Below are 16971 nucleotides of genomic sequence, written 5' to 3'. Positions count from 1 at the left end.
TCCGGTTTTGTCGGTGCGTGGCGATAGCGTGACGTGGACGAGGCCGGGCGGGGGAGGTGGATGTGCGCAGGTCGTTTAAGTTCCTGCTGCGTCCCACCGCCAAGCAGGCCGCGGCACTGGCCGCGTGCCTGGAGGACCACCGGCAGCTCTACAACGCGGCCTTGGAACACCGCCGCATCGCCTTCCGCAGGGCGGGTGTCTCGATCCGCTACGGCGAGCAGTCGGGTGAGTTGACGCACATCCGCGCCGACGACCCCGACGGGCAGGCACGTTGGTCGTTCTCCTCCCAGCAGTCCACTCTGCGACGTCTGGACAAGGCGTTCCGCGCGTTCTTCACCCGGGTCGGCAAGGGCCGGACGCCGGGTCTCCCACGCTTCAAAGGCAAGGGCTGGTTCAACTCGGTGGAGTGGCCCAAGGACGGCGATGGCTGCCGGTGGGACTCCCAGCCCGAGCACCCGGCCGCGACCTACGTGCGGTTGCGGGGCATCGGGCAGGTGCGGGTCCATCGGCACCGCCGCGTCCTGGGCACGGTGAAGACGATCAGCGTGAAGCGGGAGGGCCCGCGCTGGTATGTGGTGCTGTCGTGCGACGACGTACCTGCCGCACCACTGCCCGCAACCGGCGCGGCCGCAGGCCTCGACATGGGCGTGGCGTCGCTGATCACGACGTCGGACGGCGAGCACGTCACCAACCCGCGCCACCTCGCGGCGACCGCCGGCCGACTCGCCGCCGCACAGCAGGACCTGGCTCGCAAAAGGCGCGGGTCCAAACGGCGGCGCAAGACCGTGGCCCGTGTCGCAGCGCTGCACCTCAAGGTCCGTCGTCAACGGCTCGACGGCGCGCACAAGACGGCGCTCGCGCTGGTCCGCGCCTACGACGTGATCGTGCACGAGAACCTGCGGATCGCGAACATGACCCGTTGCGCCTCGGGCACGATCCAGGCGCCCGGCCGCAAGGTGGCCCAGAAGTCCGGCCTCAACCGTTCGATCCTGGACGCGGGTTGGGGGGTGTTCCTGACGATCCTCGCGCACAAGGCTGAAAGCGCCGGTCGAGAGCTGATCGCAGTCGATCCCCGCAACACCTCCCGCACCTGCCCACATTGCGGGCACAGCGCGAAGGAGAACCGCCTCACCCAAGCCACGTTCCGATGCACGACGTGCGGGCACACCGCACACGCCGACGTGAACGCGGCCACGAACATCCTCAGGGCAGGGCTTGCCCTTCGCCATGCTGCACGAGCGGCCTAGCGAGAAGCCGCTCCCTTCTGGGAACGGAGGAGTCACGCAAAGATCCTTCGCGGGTTGTCGACCAGCATCTGGCGGATCTGGTCCTCGGTGACGCCGCGCTTGCGCAGCTCGGGCAGGACGTCGCGGGAGATGTGCAGGAGGTGGTAGTCGGGGTGGCGGCGCCGTACGACGTCGGCGTCGAAGCGGTCGTTGAAGCAGTAGGAGTCGTGGGACAGGACCATCCGCCCGGCGTGGCCCCGCTCACAGAGCGCGGCCACGACCGCCACGCGGTCCTCGAACGTGCTGATGGTCGCGATGCCGAAGCGGTCCATGCCCAGGTAGGAGCCCGCGGCGAGGAGCTCTTCGAGGTAGCGCAGGTCGGTGGAGTCGCCGGCGTGCCCGATGACCACGCGCGTGAGGTCCACGCCGCAGGCGGCCAGCAGGCGCTGCTGGTCCAGGCCGCCCGGCTCGTGGCTGTGGGTGGTGATGGGCGCGCCGGTCTCCACGTGCGCCTCGGCGACCGCGCGGAAGACTCGCTCGCAGCCCGCGGTCATGCCCGGCCGGTCGGTCGCGCACTTGAGCATGGCGGCCTTCACGCCGGTACGCCCGATGCCCTCGGCGATGTCGCGCACGAAGAACTCCGCCAGCCGGTCGGGCCCGCCGAACAACGAGCCGGGGCCCCGGTTGCCGAAGTACGGCGGCAGCGCGTCGTAGGTGTAGAGCCCGGTGGCGGCCACGATGTTGACCGAGGTCAGCTCGGCCACCCGCTGGACGGCCGGCACATAGCGGCCCAGGCCGAGCACGGTCAGGTCGACGATCGAGTTGATGCCTTCGGCCTTCAGCGCGTCGAGCTTGGCCGCGGCCTCGCGGGCGCGGGCCTCCAGGTCCCAGCCTTCGGGGATGTCGGGCCAGTTCCAGAGGATCTCCGGGCTGAGGCCGAAGACGTGCTCGTGCATCAGCGTCGCCCCGAGATCGGCGACCGGCCCTCTGACGGTCTCAGGCACGGGAACCTCTCACGGTCTCAGGCACGGGAACCTCGGGTGGTCGAAGGGCCGGTTGACGGTCAGGCCGAGCCCGTCGGTCTGCCCGTACGGCGCGCCGGTGTAGAGGGCGTCGGCGTCGAAGTAGGTGGCGGTGAACGACAGGCGGGCCGCCTCGCGCCGGTTGGCCGGCGCGCCGTGCACGGTCAGCGCGTGGTGCACGGTCGCGTCGCCGGCCTTGAGGTCGAGCGGCGGCGACAGCTCCAGCTCCTTCAGCCAGGGGTGCTGGCTGAGCTGGTCGTCGCCGGCGCCGACGAAACTGCGCCCGAGCAGGCCGTGCCGGTGGGAGCCGGTGTAGAAGCGCAGCGCGCCCATGTCGGCGGGCACGTCCGCGAGCGCGAGCCAGACGGTGAGCATGGCCGAGCGGTCCATCGGCATCCACGGGAAGTCCTGGTGGAACACGGTGGAGCCGTGCTCGCCCGGCTCTTTGACCAGCAGGTTCGTGACCTGCACGCGCACGGCGGCGACGCCGTGGAGCATGGCGGCGGCGCTCGCCGCGATGGCGGGGCTCCTGGCCAGCGCGCCGAAGGCGGCGTCGCGCTCGGCGATGTCGCGGGACTGGCCGAAGGCCTGGTCGACGGCGGTGGTTCCGTCCTTCGGGCGGGCGGCCAGGTGGGCTTGGGCGCGTTCGCGCAGCTCGGCCGCGCCGGCCGGGTCCACCAGGCGCGCCAGCCGTACCCACCCCTGGTCCTGGAAGGCGGTGATCTCGTCGGCGGTCGCCTGCCGTACCTGGATGTCCATGTACCGATATTGGTAGCAAGCGCTTGGTAAGTCTAGCCACTCTTGATTCTCAGCCAAGCGCTTGTTTGGATTGCCGCATGCGTCCCTTCAGGTTCGGTGCGGTCGTACGGCACGCGGACTCGGCCAAGGCGTGGGCCGAGCAGGCCAGGAGGCTGGAGTCCTCGGGCTTCGACGTGATGCTCGTCCCGGACCACCTCGTCGGCGCGCGCTTCGCCCCGCTGCCCGCCCTCGCGGCGGCGGCCACGGCCACCACCCGGCTGCGGCTCGGCACGATGGTCCTGGCCAACGACTTCCGCCACCCGGCGGCGCTGGCCAAGGAACTGGCCACGCTCGACGTGCTCTCCGACGGCCGGGCCGAGCCGGGCATCGGGACGGGCTGGCTGGCCGCCGACTACACGGCGGCCGGGCGGGTCCTGGATCCGCCGGGGGTGCGGGTGGAACGGCTGGCGGAGGCGCTGGCCGTACTGAAGGGGCTGTGGGGTGAGGAGCCGTTCAGCCACGAGGGCGCCCACTACCGCGTGGACGCCCTCGACCTGCACCCGAAGCCGGTCCAGCGCCCGCACCCGCCGCTGCTGCTGGCCGGCGGCGGGCCGCGCCTGCTGCGCCTGGCCGCGCGCGAGGCCGACTCGATCAACCTGGCGACCCGCGTGCGCGCCGACGGCTCGGGACCCGATCCCGCCGACGGCGGCCTGGACGCCTTCCTGGCCAAGATCGCCGCCGTCCGGGAGGCCGCCGCGTCGCGCCCGGTCGAGCTGGGCACGAGCATCCTGGAGCTCGGCGAGGGCGGGCCGGAGTCGTGGAGCCACGCCGACACCTCGGCCATGGCGGAGACCCCGCAGGTGCTGCGCGGGACCCGCCACGACATCCGCGACAAACTACGCCACTGGCGCGACGAGCACGGCCTCACCTACTTCGTCCTCCACCACGAGCGGGACCTCGACACGTTCGCCCCCGTGGTGGAGGACCTGGCCTGACCTGGCGGGAAGTCAGCCGATGGCGTCCTGGTTTGATGGGTGCATGAGGGAACTACTGCTGCTCAGGCACGGCGAGACCGAGTGGAGCAAGAACGGCAGGCACACCGGCCGCACCGACCTGCCGCTGACCACGCACGGCGAGGGCCAGGCCGCGGCCCTGGCGCCGCTGGTGAAGGGCAACGGTTTCGACCTGGCGCTGGTGAGCCCGGCGCAACGGGCCAGACGTACGGCCGAGCTCGCCGGTTTGACCGACTACGAGGTGGATCCGGATCTGTGGGAGTGGGACTACGGCGGCTACGAGGGCATCACCACGGCCACGATCCGCGAGACCCGGCCCGGCTGGTACCTGTGGCGTGACGGCGTGATCCCCGGCGACGCCGAGCATCCCGGCGAGAGCGCCGCCCAGGTGGGCGCCCGCGCCGACCGGGTGATCGCGCGCGCCAGGGCGGCCGACGGCGAGGTGGCCCTGGTGGCGCACGGTCATTTCCTGCGCGTGCTGGCCGCGCGCTGGCTCGGGCTCCCGCCCGAGGACGGGCGCCTGTTCCGCCTGGACACCGGCACCTACTCCAAGCTCGGCTTCGAACACGCCGAGCCGGTGGTGCTCAACTGGAACGCACCGGTGCTCAGCTGACCGCGCCGCCAGGGCCGACGCGCCGCGCTCAACCGACCGCGCCGCCCAGGGCGGCACTCAGCTGACCGTGCTGCGCAGGGCCGACTCGTGCAGGCTCCTGGTGACCAGCCAGGCCCGCAGGGTGCCGTGCCGCGGGTCGTAGGAGCCCGGCCGCTCCCACAGGGCGGCGAACACCTCCTCGGTGATCTCCTCCGCGGTCGCCGCGCTGCCGGTGACCCGGACGGCGACGCCGTACACGGAAGGGGCGTGCAGGTCGTAGGCGGCCTCAAGCGCGCGCAGGTCCCCGCACAGGAGCCGGGCGCGCAGATCCTCGTCCTCGGCCATCAGTCGCAGCCCAGCGTGGCCGCGGCGGCGACGAGGTCGCGGGCGAGCCCGGGGTCGCCCTCGGCGGCGTAGGGGAACTCGCGCGCCCGCCCCGCCAGCAGCGTGCAGAACCCGGCGGCCTCGGCCGACAGCAGGACCGCGACCCGCTCGGACGGCTCGGCCAGCGGCACCGTCCAGGTGCCGCCGCCGGGACCGGTCAGCACGAACGTGGCCGAGACGTGCCGGCGCGGCCCCTTCAGCGCCCTCGGCAGCATGCCCAGCCCGAACTCCACGATCTGCCGCAGGTGCTCGCCGGCGGGCGGCGCGCCGCGGGGGCGGCCGACGGCGGCCCTGATGTCCTCGGCGTGCGTCCAGGTCTCGAACGCCCGCTGCACCATCGCCTGGCGCAGCGACCCGCGCGCGGGACGCGTCCCGGCCAGCGCGACCTCGACGCCGAGCAGCGCGTGCGCGCCCCCGGCGACCCGTTCGAGCAGCGCGCCCGCCTGCTCGCGCCAGCGCCGGTGCACCGGCGCCTCCCGCGCCCGCACGCCCATGAACTGCGCCACCCGCGCGTCGTTGGCGGCCAGGTGCTCGACCATCGCGCGCACGGTGCCGTGCTTGGGCACCGGCGCGTCCCACTGGGGCACGCTCAGCTCGGCGAGCAGCTCGTCCATGAGCGCCACCTGCGTGGCGTACGGTACGGCTACCGCCGCCACCTCCGCCGTCGCCGGCTGCCTGCGCCCCCGCGCCCTGGACAGCACGCGTTCGCGCAACCTGGCCGGCGGCGCCTGCGCGTGGCCGGGCCGCTCCACGAGCGCGATCGCCGCCGTGCACTCGGCGCACTCGGCCACGTGCTCGTCGGGACTGCGACCGTTGAAGAGGTACGGGTCCGTCATTGGGGACACCTCCGCAGCCCGACGCTACGTCCGCGGGCGCTCCGCGTCGAGTGCCAGCTTGCTACCGGGGAAGGGCGAGAGCACGGTCTCCCGCCAGGGCCCCTCCAGGAAGTCGCGGGCGCGCTTACGCCAGCCGGGCAGCCGGTCGTCGGCCTCGGCCTCGTCGTCCAGGCCCAGCGCGGCGTCGTGGGCGCGCTGCGCGGCCAGGTGGGCGTCGAGCGACATGCCCCAGACGGTGACCGCCTCGGTGTCGCAGAACAGCACCTCGTAGAGCCCGACCAGCCGGTGGCCGTGGTCGGCGAGGATCGGGGCGCGCTCGGCGCGAACAGCCTCCAGGTAGTCCAGGGCGGCGCCGGGGCGTACGCGGGCGCTCTCGAACAGGTAGAACTCCGCCCCGTAGCCCTCCGCCACCAGGTCGGACAGGGCGGGCGAGCCGGGCGCGGCGCCGAGCGGGCGGGAGAAGGCGGAGAAGCGCAGGTCGTCGATGTCGGACAGGAAGAGCCGGTCGTCGACGCCCTGGTAGATCTCCATCATCTGCCGCCAGCCGCCGTCCCAGCCGCCGTGGCAGTCCCAGAGCGTGACGGCCTTGAACTGCGGGTGGCCGGTGATGCCGACCGCGTAGAACGCGCCGACCAGGTCGATCTCGCGTGACCGGATCGACATGCCCTCGGTCAGGGATGGCTCGCGCCTGCTCTGGTCCTCGCGCTTGTAGCGGGTCAGCCAGGTGAGGTACTCCATCGGCCTGCGGGAGTTCATGGGCCGGAAGTCGACCTCTTCGAGCAGGTAGATGCCACGCCGCACCACGCCACCTCGCCTCTGCCAAGCGTTTGCTTGGCAGACACGCTATCAGGCCGGGACCGGCTGCGGGCCGCGCCCGGTGAGCCATTCCAGGACACGCCGGTGACCCGAGGCCGCGTCCTCGAAGTGCCCCCAGTGCCAGTAGCGCGGCTGGTCGCGGATGCCGGTCACCCACGTGCGATAGGAGACGGAACCGTGGGCCGGGGCCACGCCGTACGTGCGGACGACGACCTTGCCGCCGGGCGCGAAGAGCACGTCGTCGGCGATCGGGTAAAGGGTCAGCTGGTCGAGCATGGAGCGATCCTCACAGCGCGCGAGGTCCGGCCCATTACACCCCCGGCGCGCCGCCGTTACGCGGCGGCGCCGGAGGTAAAAATGACGTTAAACCAGGAGGCCGTCGAACTCTCCGTCCTTCACCCCGAGCATGAGCGCCCGGATCTCATCGCGGGTGTAGATCAGGGCCGGCCCGTCGGGGAAACGCGAGTTGCGCATGGCGATACCCCCGTCGGGGAGCTCGGCGAGCTCCACGCAGTTGCCCTGCGAGTTGCTGTAGCGGCTCTTGCGCCAGGCCACCTGCTTGAGGTCGGCCGCGGGCATGCCGTTATACGTGTGCTTCATCTAGATCTTTCTGAGAAGACCGCCGATGAGCTCCACGGTGCCCCCTGGCGTGGTGCTCTCCACGCACAACTGCTCCATAGCGGTGAGGTACGGGTCGACGTCCTCACGCTTGTCGAGGTACAGGGCACCCCAGAGCTGTTCGACGTATACGACGTCCGACAAATCGGACTCGGGAAACCGCAAGATGCTGAACGCGCCACCTTCAGCGGCGTGCATGCCGTACCTGAAGGGCATCACCTGAATGGTGATGTTGGGGAGGGCGGCGACCTCCAGCAGGTGCTGGAGCTGCTCGGCCATGATGTCTCTCCCGCCGATGGTCCTCATGAGCGTCGCTTCGTCGATGACCGCCCACAGACGCGGGCCGTCCTTCTGGGTGAAGCGCTCTTGCCGCTGTAAGCGCAGATGCACGCGGCTTTCTATCTCTTCGGAGGTTGCATCGGGGTTGCCGAGCCGGTAGACGGACCGCGCGTAGTTGGCCGTCTGCAGCAGACCGGGCACGTGCTGCACCTCGTAGGTGCGAATCACGCTCGCGGCCTCCTCCAGCCCCACATATGTGGTGAACCAACCGGGCAGGACGGAGGAGTACTTGTGCCACCATCCCGGGGTGTTGGCCTCGCGGACCATCTCCAGCAGCGCTCGCCGCTCGGCGTCGTCGCTGACGCCGTACAGCGTGAGCAGGTCTTCAACGTCACGTGTCTTGAACCCGACGCGGCCGAGCTCCATCCGGCTGATCTTGGACTCGGACGCCCGGATGTGGAAGCCGGCCTGGCCGCGGTCAAGTCCGCAATCCTCGCGCAGGCGCCTCAGGCTCGCCCCGAGCATGATGCGCCGAACTGTCGAAGCTGAACCCGGCGGATCGATGGACACGTGCTGCTCCTTGGTCGATTCCTTGTCACACAGTCTGTCACTTCACGGCCGAAAGATCATGGGCCGCGGACAAGATCCCCTTTCCCGCCGATTGACCATTTGATGGCCAACCGTAGCGCGCAGCGCGTGCTTCTGCACGTGCATTCGCTCTTGCACCTGCACGATAGTTTGCCCCAGAATGATCAACGTGCAATCCACCTTGGCGCACGGCCAATGGACCACGTTCGACTGGTGGCCCCCGGTCGGCTGGTGGCCAGAGGCGGCGCGTGATCTGCTGGTGTCCGGCCCCCACGCGAGCGCCACCTTCGTACTCCCGCCCGCCGCACCCTCCGTGCACTCCGCCCGCGTCTTCACCTCCGGCTCGCTGAGCGGCTGGGGCCTGCCGGAGCTGGCCGAGAACATGGAGCTGGTCGTCTCCGAGCTGGCGACCAACGCCCTGCGCCACGGCCTGCGGCTCAACGAGCCCCAGGGCCGGCGCCCCGTCCACATGTCCCTGGTACGGCGCGGCCCCCTGGTCACCTGCGCCTTCACCGACCCGGGTTCGTCGGTCCCGGTCCTGCGCTACCCGGGCCCCCTCGACGCCGGCGGCCTGGGCCTGCACATCGTCGACTCGCTCAGCCTGCGCTGGGGATGGTCGGCCCTGGCCCCGCACGGGAAGATCGTCTGGGCAGTCCTGTCCTGACAGCCCCATCCCGGCGGGTCATCTGCACTACCGTGGTTGGTCATGGCTCACGGTGAGTCCCGCGCGACCCCCATGAGAGTGCTGACAGATGGATGATCACCTGCTCGGCTGGCTGCGAACACTCGACGAAGACAGGCTCGGCCGCGTCCTGGCCAACCGGCCCGACGCCATCGCTCCCCCATGGCCGCGCCGCCTCGACCTGCTGGCGCAGCGCCTCGGCAACGGCTTCGCCGTCATGGAGTCGATGCGCGGCCTGCCCCTGCCCTGCCTCGAACTCGCCCAGGCCTGCCTGGTGGTCCACGCGCCCACGCCCGGCACCGTCTCCGCGCTGCTCGGCGTCCCCGTCGAGGAGACCACCCCCTGGCTCGACTGCCTCTACGACCACGCGCTGGCCTGGCCCGACGGCGAGGGCGTCATCCATCTGTCGGAGGCGGTCTCGCGCTGGTGGGCCGCCCCGCTCGGCCTGGGCGAGCCGCTCGACCACTACCTCAACTCCTGGACGATCAGCAACGACGCGCTGCGCGCCATGGCCCGCAACCTGGGCGTGCCGCCCCACGGCAACAAGCGCCGCACGATCGTGCGGGCCACCGAGGTCCTGGCCGACCCGGCCCGCATGGAGGCCATGCTGGCCAACGCACCCGAGGGCACCAGGCAGCTGCTGGAGTCGTTCGCCTGGGACGGGCCCGTCCGCGGCGTCGAGGGCGGCCGCTTCGTGCTGCCCGGCACCCCGGAGAAGTGGGCCGCCGACCACGGCCTGCTCTACCGCCCCCGCTGGGACCTGGCCGAGATGCCCCGCGAGGTGGCCCTGTGCCTGCGCGGCCCCGACTACCACCCGCCCTTCACCCCGCACCCGCCGGAAGTGGCCACGATCCCGATCGACCCGGCCGAGGTCGACCACCTGATGACGCTGGCCGCTCCCCACGTGGTCGAGCGCTGCGCCGCCATCCTCGACAACACCTCCAAGACGCCGCTGCCGTTGCTGAAGACCGGCGGCGTCGGGGTACGCGAGGTGCGCAGGGTGGCCAAGGAGACCGGCTGCGACGAGGACGAGACCCGGCTGCTGCTGGAGGTCTGCGCGGTCTCCAGGCTGCTGGCCTGGGACGAGCAGTCGGGCGGCATGGTGCCCACCGACCGCTTCGACCGCTGGCGCCTCGACGAGGGCTCGGCCCGGCTGCGGGTGCTGCTGTCGGCCTGGTGGCGGATGGAACGCTCGTCGCTGCGGAAGATCGACGGCAAGTACGGCACGGTGCTCGGCGACGACCAGTCCGGCTCCTCCGTGGCCAGGGTACGCAGGGCCGTGCTGACCGGCCTGGCCCACCTGCCTTCCGGCACCGCCTTCGCCGACCGGGGCAGCCTGGTGCGCAACGTGCACTGGCACGCGCCCCTGCTCGACCAGGCGCTGCTGGCCGAGTGCGCGGCCGGCGTGATCGACGAGGCGCGGCTGCTCGGACTGCTGGCCAACGACGGCCTGACCGACCTCGGCCGGGCCCTGGCCGGCCTGGCCGCCCAGGCGGGCGACGAGAACGACGACTCCGTCCCGCTGGTGGAGCACGATCCGGTGCTGGTCGGCGCGTCCACGCGGGCCCTGGCCAGCGTGCGCAGGAGCGCGCTGTTCGGCCCCGACCTCACCGCGGTGGTGACCGGGCCGCCTTCCTCGGAGCTGGCCGCGCTGCTCGACCGGGTGGCCGAGCGGGAGTCCAGGGGCGCCGCCTCGGTGTGGCGCTTCACCACCGAGAGCGTGCGCCGCGCGCTCGACGACGGTTACGAGGCCGACGAACTGCTGGAGGAGCTGAGCGGCGTGGGCTCCATCCCGCAGCCGCTGGAGTACATGGTCCGCGACGTGGCCAGACGCCACGGCGAGGTGACGGTGACCTCGGTCGGCTGCATCGTGCAGGCCGGCGATCCGGCGCTGCTGGCCGAGATCGCCGGGCACCGCCGCCTGGCCAGGCTGGGGCTGCGGCTGCTCGCGCCCACCGTGCTGGTCAGCTCCGAGCCGGCCGAGCGCACGCTGGCGGTACTGCGCGAGCACGGCTACTCCCCCGTGCCGGTGGCCGACACCGGCGAGATCGCCATCCGGCGTACCCGCGTCGAGGAGCGCCAGGGCGGCAAGCTCATCCTGCTGCCCGGCGGCCAGGTCGCCGAACTGTCGGAGATGGACGACCCGGCGCACCTCATCCCCGAGCCGGGGCCCGACCCCCACGAGCACGCCAGGCGGCTGGTCGCCTCCTCCGCGCAGACCGGCCAGGCCGGGCGGACCTGGGCGGTCATCGGCCGGATGGCCTCGCGGCTGCCCACCGCGCAGCAGTCGCTGCTCGGCTTCGTGGTCGACCGCGGGGTGCGGGCAGGGATCACGCTCACCGACGGGCTGACCGCCACGATCAGCCACGGGGAACTGCGCGGCAGCGCGCTCGACGCGTGGTGCGAGGAGGCCGGCGACTACCTGGAGTTCCCGCTGGCCGAGATCGTCGAGGTCAGGGCGACGTACTAGCCAGGGATCGGGCCAGTTCCATGGCCGCCTGGCGGGCGCGGGCCTCGCCGTACTCCTGCTGGAGCACGTGAGCCAGTTCGCCGCCGACGGCGGCGAGCATGAGGTGGGACAGGGCCTCGGCGTCGGCGCCGGGACGGGCCTCGGTCAGCAGGATGACGACGTGGCGGTGCCAGAAGCGGTAGGCGCCGATGCGGTAGCGGGCGCCGGGGCTGGCGGTCTCCGACATGCGTACCAGGTCGAGGTGGGCGAACAGGTAGTCCAGGTAGGCGGCGATGAAGGCGGCCAGGCGCTCGGCGGCGGGCGCGCCGGGGCCCAGGGGCGGCGGGCCCGACAGGATGCGCTCCTGCAACTCCTGCTCCCGCCGGTCGAGCAGCGCCACGGCCAGGCCCGACTTGTCGCCGAACCGGCGGAACAACGTGCCCTTTCCGACGCCCGCCTCCGCCGCGATCGTGTCCATGGAGACCGCCTCGACGCCCTTCTCCGCGAACAGGCGGGCCGCGGCCTTGAGGACCTTCTCCCTGTTCCTGGCCGCGTCGGCGCGCTCGGCGACCGGGCGGGTACGCAGGATCTCCAGCGTCTCACTTGACGAAGCGGACTGCGGTCCGCTAGTTTTCGAGCCATCCACAAAACGGACTGTAGTCCATTTACATTGGAGGTCGCAATGACCGCGCTCATCTCCCGCGAGGAACTCAAGGCCGCGATCGAGGACGGCGCCGTGACCGTGCTCGACGCGCTGGGCGGGCAGTACTACGAGCAGCAGCACCTGCCCGGCGCGATCGCGCTGGTCGAGGACGAGGTGAACGAGCGCGCGGCCGGGCTGCTGCCCGACCGCGACGCCGCGATCGTCACCTACTGCTCCAACCCGGCCTGCGGCAACAGCCAGGCCGTCGCCAACCGGCTGGAGGCGCTCGGCTACACCAACGTCCGCAAGTACCGCGAGGGCATCCAGGACTGGGTCGAGGCCGGCCTCCCGGTCGAGTCCGGGGTGCTCGCCTGATTCGGCAGCACGCCTGATTCAGAGCGCGCCGCAGCGGCGCAGGGTGAGCAGGGCCAGCGCGCGCGTCACCTCGCGCACCTCGGCCAGCTCGACCTGCTCCCTCGGCGCGTGCGCGAAGGCCACGTCGCCCGGCCCGTAGTGGAGCGAGGGGATCCCGCCGCCGTTGTACAGGCGCAGATCGCTCCCGTACGGCGCCGCCGTCTCCGGGGGCCCGGCCCCGCGCACGGCGGCCACGGCGGAGGAGACCTCGGCCAGTAGCGGGTGACCGGCCGGCAGCCGCCCGCTGGCGAACTGCCCGCCGGGCCAGGTGACGACGGGCGGGTTGGCCCGCAGCCACGGGTCGGCCGCGGCCAGCACCGCCTCCTCGAACGCCTCGCGCGCCTCGGCCGGATCCTCGTCCAGCCGCACGCCCATCCGGCCTTCGGCCACCAGCAGGTCCGGCACGCTGCTGGCCCAGTCGCCGGCCCGCACCGTCCCGACCTCGATCGGGTACGGCATGCGGTTGCCGTCGAAGATGACCGGCAGGTTCCGGTTCCGCTCGGCCTCCAGGCGCCGGATCGCCTGGAACACCGGCCAGAACACCTCGATCGCGCTGACCCCCTCGTACCGGGTGGCCCCGTGGGCGGCGCGACCGGCGAGCTCCAGCCGGAAGGTGAGCGCGCCGGCATTGGCCGTGATCACCGCGCCGCTGGTCGGCTCGGTGATCACCGCGGCCTCGCCGGTGTGCCCTCTGGCCAGGGTGGCGAAGGCGCCCAGGCCGCCGTCCTCCTCGCTGACCACGCAGTGGACGGCCAGCGGCCTGGCCAGCCGTACCCCGGAGCGGTGGAGCGCGCGGACCACGGCCAGGTTGACGGCCACGCCCGCCTTCATGTCGCAGGCGCCGCGGCCGTGCAGGGTGTCGCCGGTGACGCGGGCGGCGAAGGGGTCACTGCCCGCCCACTTGGCCAGGTCGCCCGTGGGGACGACGTCCGCGTGACCCTGAAGGATCAGCGCGGGCGGGCCCTCGCCCGAGGTGGTGCCCACGACGCCGTAGCCCTCGGCGCGCGGGGCCTCGGTGCCGGGAAAGCCGTCACGGGCGCGCAGGTCGTCGAGATCGAGCTTCCAGACGTCGACGTCCATGTCCGCTTCGGTGAGCAGGCGGGCGAAGCGGTGCTGCAGGTCGGACTCGGCGTCGGTGCCGGTGACGCTCGGGATCCTGACCGCCTCGGCCAGCAGGTTCACGGTGTCCGCGTCGTCGATGGCGTCCAGGACGCGGGCTTCCACATCACGCATACGTGAACCGTATCCGGCTTGTCTGGCGATACAGCGATGTGATGTGGATTCTGGTGGTCCCGTTCGCGGGGTGGGCCGTGTTGCGGGTGGCCGGAGTGGTGCCCGCCTGGCCGTGGGTGCCGCTGGTGGCGTTCACCCCGTACGTGGCGATCGCGTCGGTGGTGCCGCTGGCACTGGCCGCCGCGCGGCGGCGTTGGGCGGCGGCCGGGGTGGCCGCGGTGAGCTGCCTTGCCCTGGCCGGGAGCGTGCTGCCCCGTCAGCTGCCCGAGGCCAACCCGCCCGCCGCGGGGACGCGGTTGCGGGTGCTGTCGGTCAACCTCCGCGTGGGCCAGGCCGAGCCCGAGGCCCTCCTCGCGCTGGTACGGCGGCTGCGTCCCGACGTGCTGACGCTGCAGGAGTTCACGGCGGCGGCCCGCGAGCGGGTCGACGCGCTGGGGCTCGGCCGGCTGCTGCCGCACCGGGTGGACCGTTCCGCGCCGGGGGCGAGCGGGTCGGCCGTGTACGCCCGGTATCCGGTGACCGAGCTGCCGATGATCGCGTACGGGAACTTCCGGCAGACCCGGGCGAAGCTGACCGTGTCGGGGGTTCCGGTCGAGGTGGTGTCGGTGCATCCGTGCGCGCCCCGGTACGACGGGCGGGTCATCTGCTGGCGCCAGGGTCTCGACGCCCTGCCACGGGGCGGCGGCGGGCTGCGGGTGCTGGCCGGCGACTTCAACGCCACCCTCGACCATCCGCCCATGCGCACACTGCTCACCTCCGGCTACCGCGACGCGGCCGACGTGAGCGGGCAGGGGTTCACGCACACGTGGCCGGTGGTGGGGTGGAAGTATCTGCCGGGCGTGCAGATCGACCACATCCTGGCCTCGCGGGAGATCGCGGTGACGGAGTTCGGCATCCACGACCTGCCCGGCACCGACCACCGGCCCGTCTTCGCCGGTCTCAGGCTCCCGTGACCGGCGGCGACGCGCAGCGGATCAGGCGGTGGCGACGCGGACGTCGGTGAAGCGGAGCGGGAAGCCCTTGCCCACCGGGGCGGCCGCCATCGCGCCGGCCAGGACGGGGGCCTCGGGCGGGAAGTAGGCCACGCGTAACAGGTGCTCAGGGGGTTCGCCGGCCAGGCCGTACCGGACGCTGACCGCGTCGCCCACCCGGTCCAGCTCGAAGGTGACCCCGTCCGGGCTCTCGTGCAGCGGGAGCATCGAGGCGTCGGAGTAGTCGCGCGTCACCACCGTGGCCAGGCAGAACGCGCCGTCGGTGAACTCCACCCCCGCCTTGATCCAGGTCGTCTCGTCGATCCGCAGGACGGCGCCGGCCTGGTCGTGCTGCTCGGCGTACTCGCCGGTAAAGGTCACCGACAGCCGCAGGTCGCCGCTCTGCGTGCGGCCGAACACATGGGCGTTGTCGAAGGTGTAGCCGTAGCGGGTACGCCGCCACAGATCCGTGCCGCCGTCGCAGAACAGGGTCAGGCCGTCGTCGGCGGTCCACTCCCGTGGAGGGTTCAGCCACCGCCAGCCCGTGGCGCCGAAGGCCATGATCATGGATTTATCCTGCCACGATCCTCCGACCGTAGTAAGCGGGCAGGTCTGTCCAACCGGGGCCGTCGCTGAGGTGGACCGTTCCCGCCAGCCTGGCCGCCTTCCGCAACGTCGCCACGCGGACGCGTTCGCCCACCCCGTGGATCAGGTGGCAGAAGCGGCCCCGCGCCAGCGCCCTCGCCCAGGCGGGCTCCCTGATCGCGCGGTAGGCGGCCAGCGGGCCCTCGAACGTCACCAGCACGTCCGCCAGCGCCGCGTAGCCGGGGTCGGGGTAGACGCCCGGGTTGAGGACGATCGTGCCGCGGACGCCGTCGACGATCTCGCGGTAGTGCTCCAGGCGGTCGGCGTCGGCGGCGACCTGGTCGAGGAAGACGCCGCGCAGGCCGTACCAGGACCTGATTCTGCGCAGGTCGGCGCGGACGTCGGCGGCGGCGCGCAGCCCGAAGTCGGTGTCCACCCGCGCCAGCACCTCGCTGCCCGCCGCGACGAGCCGGCCCACGATCGGCGCGTAGGCGGCCTCGCGCTCCTCACCGAGGTCGAGCACCACCAGCCTCGGCGGTACGGCCAGCAGCCGACGCCACGTGTCCGCCGCCTCCCCAGGGCTGAAGTAGGCCGGCACACAGGCCCCGACCAGTGCCTCCCCGACCTCCAGCAAGCGCACCTCCTCCTGCTCGCTCACCCTTCCGCCACCCCTCCCCAGAACCGGCGCGCTTCTCCTCTGGCCGGGAGGCTCCGGCCAGGTCTCGACCCGCCCGTGCCCGCGCGACCACGGCTCCCCGGGCTCGGCCTGACCGGACAACCAGGGCGGGCCCGGCAGATCGCGGGCACCCGCCGTTATCCGCGCGTCCGGCAGCACGTGCACGTCCGGGCCGGCAGGTGTCATCGGTGTCCTGGGCCGCTCGTGGCCGGGCGGCGTGCCGCCCGGCGTCCAGTCCCGTGCCGCGTTCCCGCTCATGATGGTGTGCCGCTCTCCACCGGCCGGGCCGGCGCGTTCAGGGCCGACCACAGGGTCTGGAGCGAGTCGCGCAGCGTCGTGCGCGGCCGCCAGCCCAGCGAGTCGGCCGCGCGGGTGATGTCGGCGCACTGCCACGGTATGGCGGGCGAGCCCTGCCCGCCGGGCAGCACGCGCGCGCCGGGCCTGGCGACCTCCACGAGGGTGGAGACCAGGTCGTGAACCGGGGTGGCGCGCCCGCTGCCGATGTTGAGCACCGGTGGCAGCGGCCCGCCGGCCCCGGCGGCCATCGCCACCGCCTCGGCGACGTCGCGTACGTCCACGAAGTCCCGGTAGACGTCCTGCCCGCCGACGACCAGGTCGCCGCCGTCGCGCAGGGCGAGGGCGAGTTTGGTGGGCAGCGAGCCGGGCGGCGCGCCCGGTCCGATGACGTTGAAGACGCGCAGGACGGAGGCGTCGAGACCGTCGGCGGCGGCCGCGCGGACGAGTTCGGTCCCGGCCAGCTTGGCCAGGCCGTAGGCGCCGAGGGGGTCGCAGGCGTCGTCCTCGGAGATGGGTGGGCCCATGGGCACCCGGCCGTACTCGGCGGCGCTGCCCACCTGCACGTACTTGGCCCGCGGGGCCGCGACGGCGAGGGCGGCCAGCAGGCGGGCGACGGCGACGACGTTGTCCTTGGCCAGGGTGGCGGAGTCGCCGCCGGTGGCGCCGGCGCAGTTGATCACGACGTCGGGGGCGATCTCGTACATGAGCCCGGTGAGCTCGGCGTGCCCGGAGGCGGCCAGATCGATGCGGCCGCGCGGGACGGCGACGACGTTCCGCTCCCCCAGCGCGGCCCGTACGTGCCGGCCGATGAAGCCGGCGGCGCCGAACATCACGATCACCGTGAGCCGCTCCCCATATCACCACAGCCACGTGCCCCCCTTGACACCGCGGCTGAGCAAGTTATAGCCG

General features: G+C 72.5%; 20 protein-coding genes. 7 read left to right on the top strand and 13 right to left on the bottom strand.

Annotated elements, in window-relative coordinates:
* The first annotated feature begins 56 nt into the window (after positions 1-56).
* The gene (locus ACFWYW_RS52380; RefSeq protein WP_379626747.1) at positions 57-1247 is read left to right on the top strand and encodes an RNA-guided endonuclease InsQ/TnpB family protein; all 1191 of its coding nucleotides are present in this window, start codon (positions 57-59) and stop codon (positions 1245-1247) included.
* Between the two features lie 32 nt (positions 1248-1279).
* Here the strand turns inward: ACFWYW_RS52380 and ACFWYW_RS52375 are convergent, their stop codons facing one another.
* Together ACFWYW_RS52375 and ACFWYW_RS52370 are read right to left on the bottom strand one after the other, a co-directional pair.
* Positions 1280-2230: a phosphotriesterase gene (locus ACFWYW_RS52375; protein ID WP_379626749.1), complete on the bottom strand. Its 951-nt coding sequence runs from the start codon at positions 2228-2230 to the stop codon at positions 1280-1282.
* 9 nt (positions 2231-2239) lie between these two features.
* Positions 2240-3007, bottom strand: coding sequence for a phytanoyl-CoA dioxygenase family protein (locus ACFWYW_RS52370; protein ID WP_379626751.1), 768 nt, complete (start codon positions 3005-3007; stop codon positions 2240-2242).
* A 77-nt stretch (positions 3008-3084) separates the two neighbouring features.
* Here ACFWYW_RS52370 and ACFWYW_RS52365 point away from each other — a divergent pair, with 77 nt between their 5' ends.
* Together ACFWYW_RS52365 and ACFWYW_RS52360 are read left to right on the top strand one after the other, a co-directional pair.
* Positions 3085-3981, top strand: coding sequence for a TIGR03621 family F420-dependent LLM class oxidoreductase (locus tag ACFWYW_RS52365; RefSeq protein ID WP_379626753.1), 897 nt, complete (start codon positions 3085-3087; stop codon positions 3979-3981).
* A 43-nt stretch (positions 3982-4024) separates the two neighbouring features.
* Complete coding sequence (locus ACFWYW_RS52360; RefSeq protein ID WP_379626755.1) at positions 4025-4612, top strand: histidine phosphatase family protein; 588 nt, start codon at positions 4025-4027, stop codon at positions 4610-4612.
* A gap of 57 nt (positions 4613-4669) precedes the next feature.
* Here ACFWYW_RS52360 and ACFWYW_RS52355 read toward each other — a convergent pair whose 3' ends face one another.
* The 6 genes from ACFWYW_RS52355 to ACFWYW_RS52330 all read right to left on the bottom strand — a co-directional run bounded on the left by ACFWYW_RS52355 (position 4670) and on the right by ACFWYW_RS52330 (position 8049).
* On the bottom strand, positions 4670-4936 hold the full coding sequence (locus ACFWYW_RS52355; RefSeq protein ID WP_379626756.1) for a sigma factor: 267 nt from the start codon (positions 4934-4936) through the stop codon (positions 4670-4672).
* Positions 4936-5811: a maleylpyruvate isomerase family mycothiol-dependent enzyme gene (locus ACFWYW_RS52350; RefSeq protein WP_379626758.1), complete on the bottom strand. Its 876-nt coding sequence runs from the start codon at positions 5809-5811 to the stop codon at positions 4936-4938. Before ACFWYW_RS52350 ends, ACFWYW_RS52355 begins: the two co-directional genes overlap by 1 nt.
* 24 nt (positions 5812-5835) lie before the next feature.
* Positions 5836-6612: a hypothetical protein gene (locus ACFWYW_RS52345; RefSeq protein WP_379626760.1), complete on the bottom strand. Its 777-nt coding sequence runs from the start codon at positions 6610-6612 to the stop codon at positions 5836-5838.
* A gap of 45 nt (positions 6613-6657) precedes the next feature.
* Positions 6658-6903, bottom strand: a complete 246-nt coding sequence (locus ACFWYW_RS52340) for a hypothetical protein (RefSeq protein ID WP_379626762.1) — start codon at positions 6901-6903, stop codon at positions 6658-6660.
* Positions 6904-6990: 87 nt separating this feature from the next.
* The gene (locus ACFWYW_RS52335) at positions 6991-7227 is read right to left on the bottom strand and encodes a DUF397 domain-containing protein (RefSeq protein ID WP_184970552.1); all 237 of its coding nucleotides are present in this window, start codon (positions 7225-7227) and stop codon (positions 6991-6993) included.
* Positions 7228-8049, bottom strand: a complete 822-nt coding sequence (locus tag ACFWYW_RS52330) for a helix-turn-helix transcriptional regulator (RefSeq protein WP_184970964.1) — start codon at positions 8047-8049, stop codon at positions 7228-7230. It abuts the gene before it with no gap.
* Positions 8050-8272: 223 nt separating this feature from the next.
* On the opposite strand from ACFWYW_RS52330, the gene ACFWYW_RS52325 reads away from it, so the two are divergent.
* On the top strand, positions 8273-8776 hold the full coding sequence (locus tag ACFWYW_RS52325) for an ATP-binding protein (protein WP_379626764.1): 504 nt from the start codon (positions 8273-8275) through the stop codon (positions 8774-8776).
* Positions 8777-8864: 88 nt separating this feature from the next.
* A complete protein-coding gene (locus ACFWYW_RS52320; RefSeq protein WP_379626766.1) occupies positions 8865-11264 on the top strand; it encodes a helicase-associated domain-containing protein in 2400 nt (799 codons plus the stop codon).
* Here the strand turns inward: ACFWYW_RS52320 and ACFWYW_RS52315 are convergent.
* Complete coding sequence (locus ACFWYW_RS52315; protein WP_379626768.1) at positions 11248-11889, bottom strand: TetR/AcrR family transcriptional regulator; 642 nt, start codon at positions 11887-11889, stop codon at positions 11248-11250. The genes ACFWYW_RS52320 and ACFWYW_RS52315 overlap by 17 nt on opposite strands.
* A gap of 36 nt (positions 11890-11925) precedes the next feature.
* On the opposite strand from ACFWYW_RS52315, the gene ACFWYW_RS52310 reads away from it, so the two are divergent.
* Entirely contained in the window at positions 11926-12261 is a 336-nt protein-coding gene (locus ACFWYW_RS52310; protein WP_379626770.1) for a rhodanese-like domain-containing protein, read from the top strand.
* Between the two features lie 18 nt (positions 12262-12279).
* Here the strand turns inward: ACFWYW_RS52310 and ACFWYW_RS52305 are convergent, their stop codons facing one another.
* Entirely contained in the window at positions 12280-13533 is a 1254-nt protein-coding gene (locus ACFWYW_RS52305) for an ArgE/DapE family deacylase (protein ID WP_379641346.1), read from the bottom strand.
* A gap of 41 nt (positions 13534-13574) precedes the next feature.
* On the opposite strand from ACFWYW_RS52305, the gene ACFWYW_RS52300 reads away from it, so the two are divergent.
* Positions 13575-14486, top strand: coding sequence for an endonuclease/exonuclease/phosphatase family protein (locus tag ACFWYW_RS52300; protein WP_379625619.1), 912 nt, complete (start codon positions 13575-13577; stop codon positions 14484-14486).
* Between the two features lie 21 nt (positions 14487-14507).
* Here the strand turns inward: ACFWYW_RS52300 and ACFWYW_RS52295 are convergent, their stop codons facing one another.
* From ACFWYW_RS52295 to ACFWYW_RS52285, 3 genes are read right to left on the bottom strand one after another with little or no spacing between them, the layout of a single operon-like run.
* A complete protein-coding gene (locus ACFWYW_RS52295; RefSeq protein WP_379625621.1) occupies positions 14508-15071 on the bottom strand; it encodes a DUF1349 domain-containing protein in 564 nt (187 codons plus the stop codon).
* 4 nt (positions 15072-15075) lie between these two features.
* A complete protein-coding gene (locus ACFWYW_RS52290) occupies positions 15076-16023 on the bottom strand; it encodes a spherulation-specific family 4 protein (protein WP_379625624.1) in 948 nt (315 codons plus the stop codon).
* Positions 16020-16892: an NAD-dependent epimerase/dehydratase family protein gene (locus ACFWYW_RS52285; protein ID WP_379625697.1), complete on the bottom strand. Its 873-nt coding sequence runs from the start codon at positions 16890-16892 to the stop codon at positions 16020-16022. Before ACFWYW_RS52285 ends, ACFWYW_RS52290 begins: the two co-directional genes overlap by 4 nt.
* Between the last annotated feature and the right edge of the window lie 79 nt (positions 16893-16971).

Origin of the sequence: Nonomuraea sp. NPDC059023, assembly GCF_042740095.1 — a bacterium.
Taxonomy (GTDB): Bacteria; Actinomycetota; Actinomycetes; order Streptosporangiales; family Streptosporangiaceae; genus Nonomuraea.
This window is presented reverse-complemented; position numbering and strand designations above follow the sequence as displayed.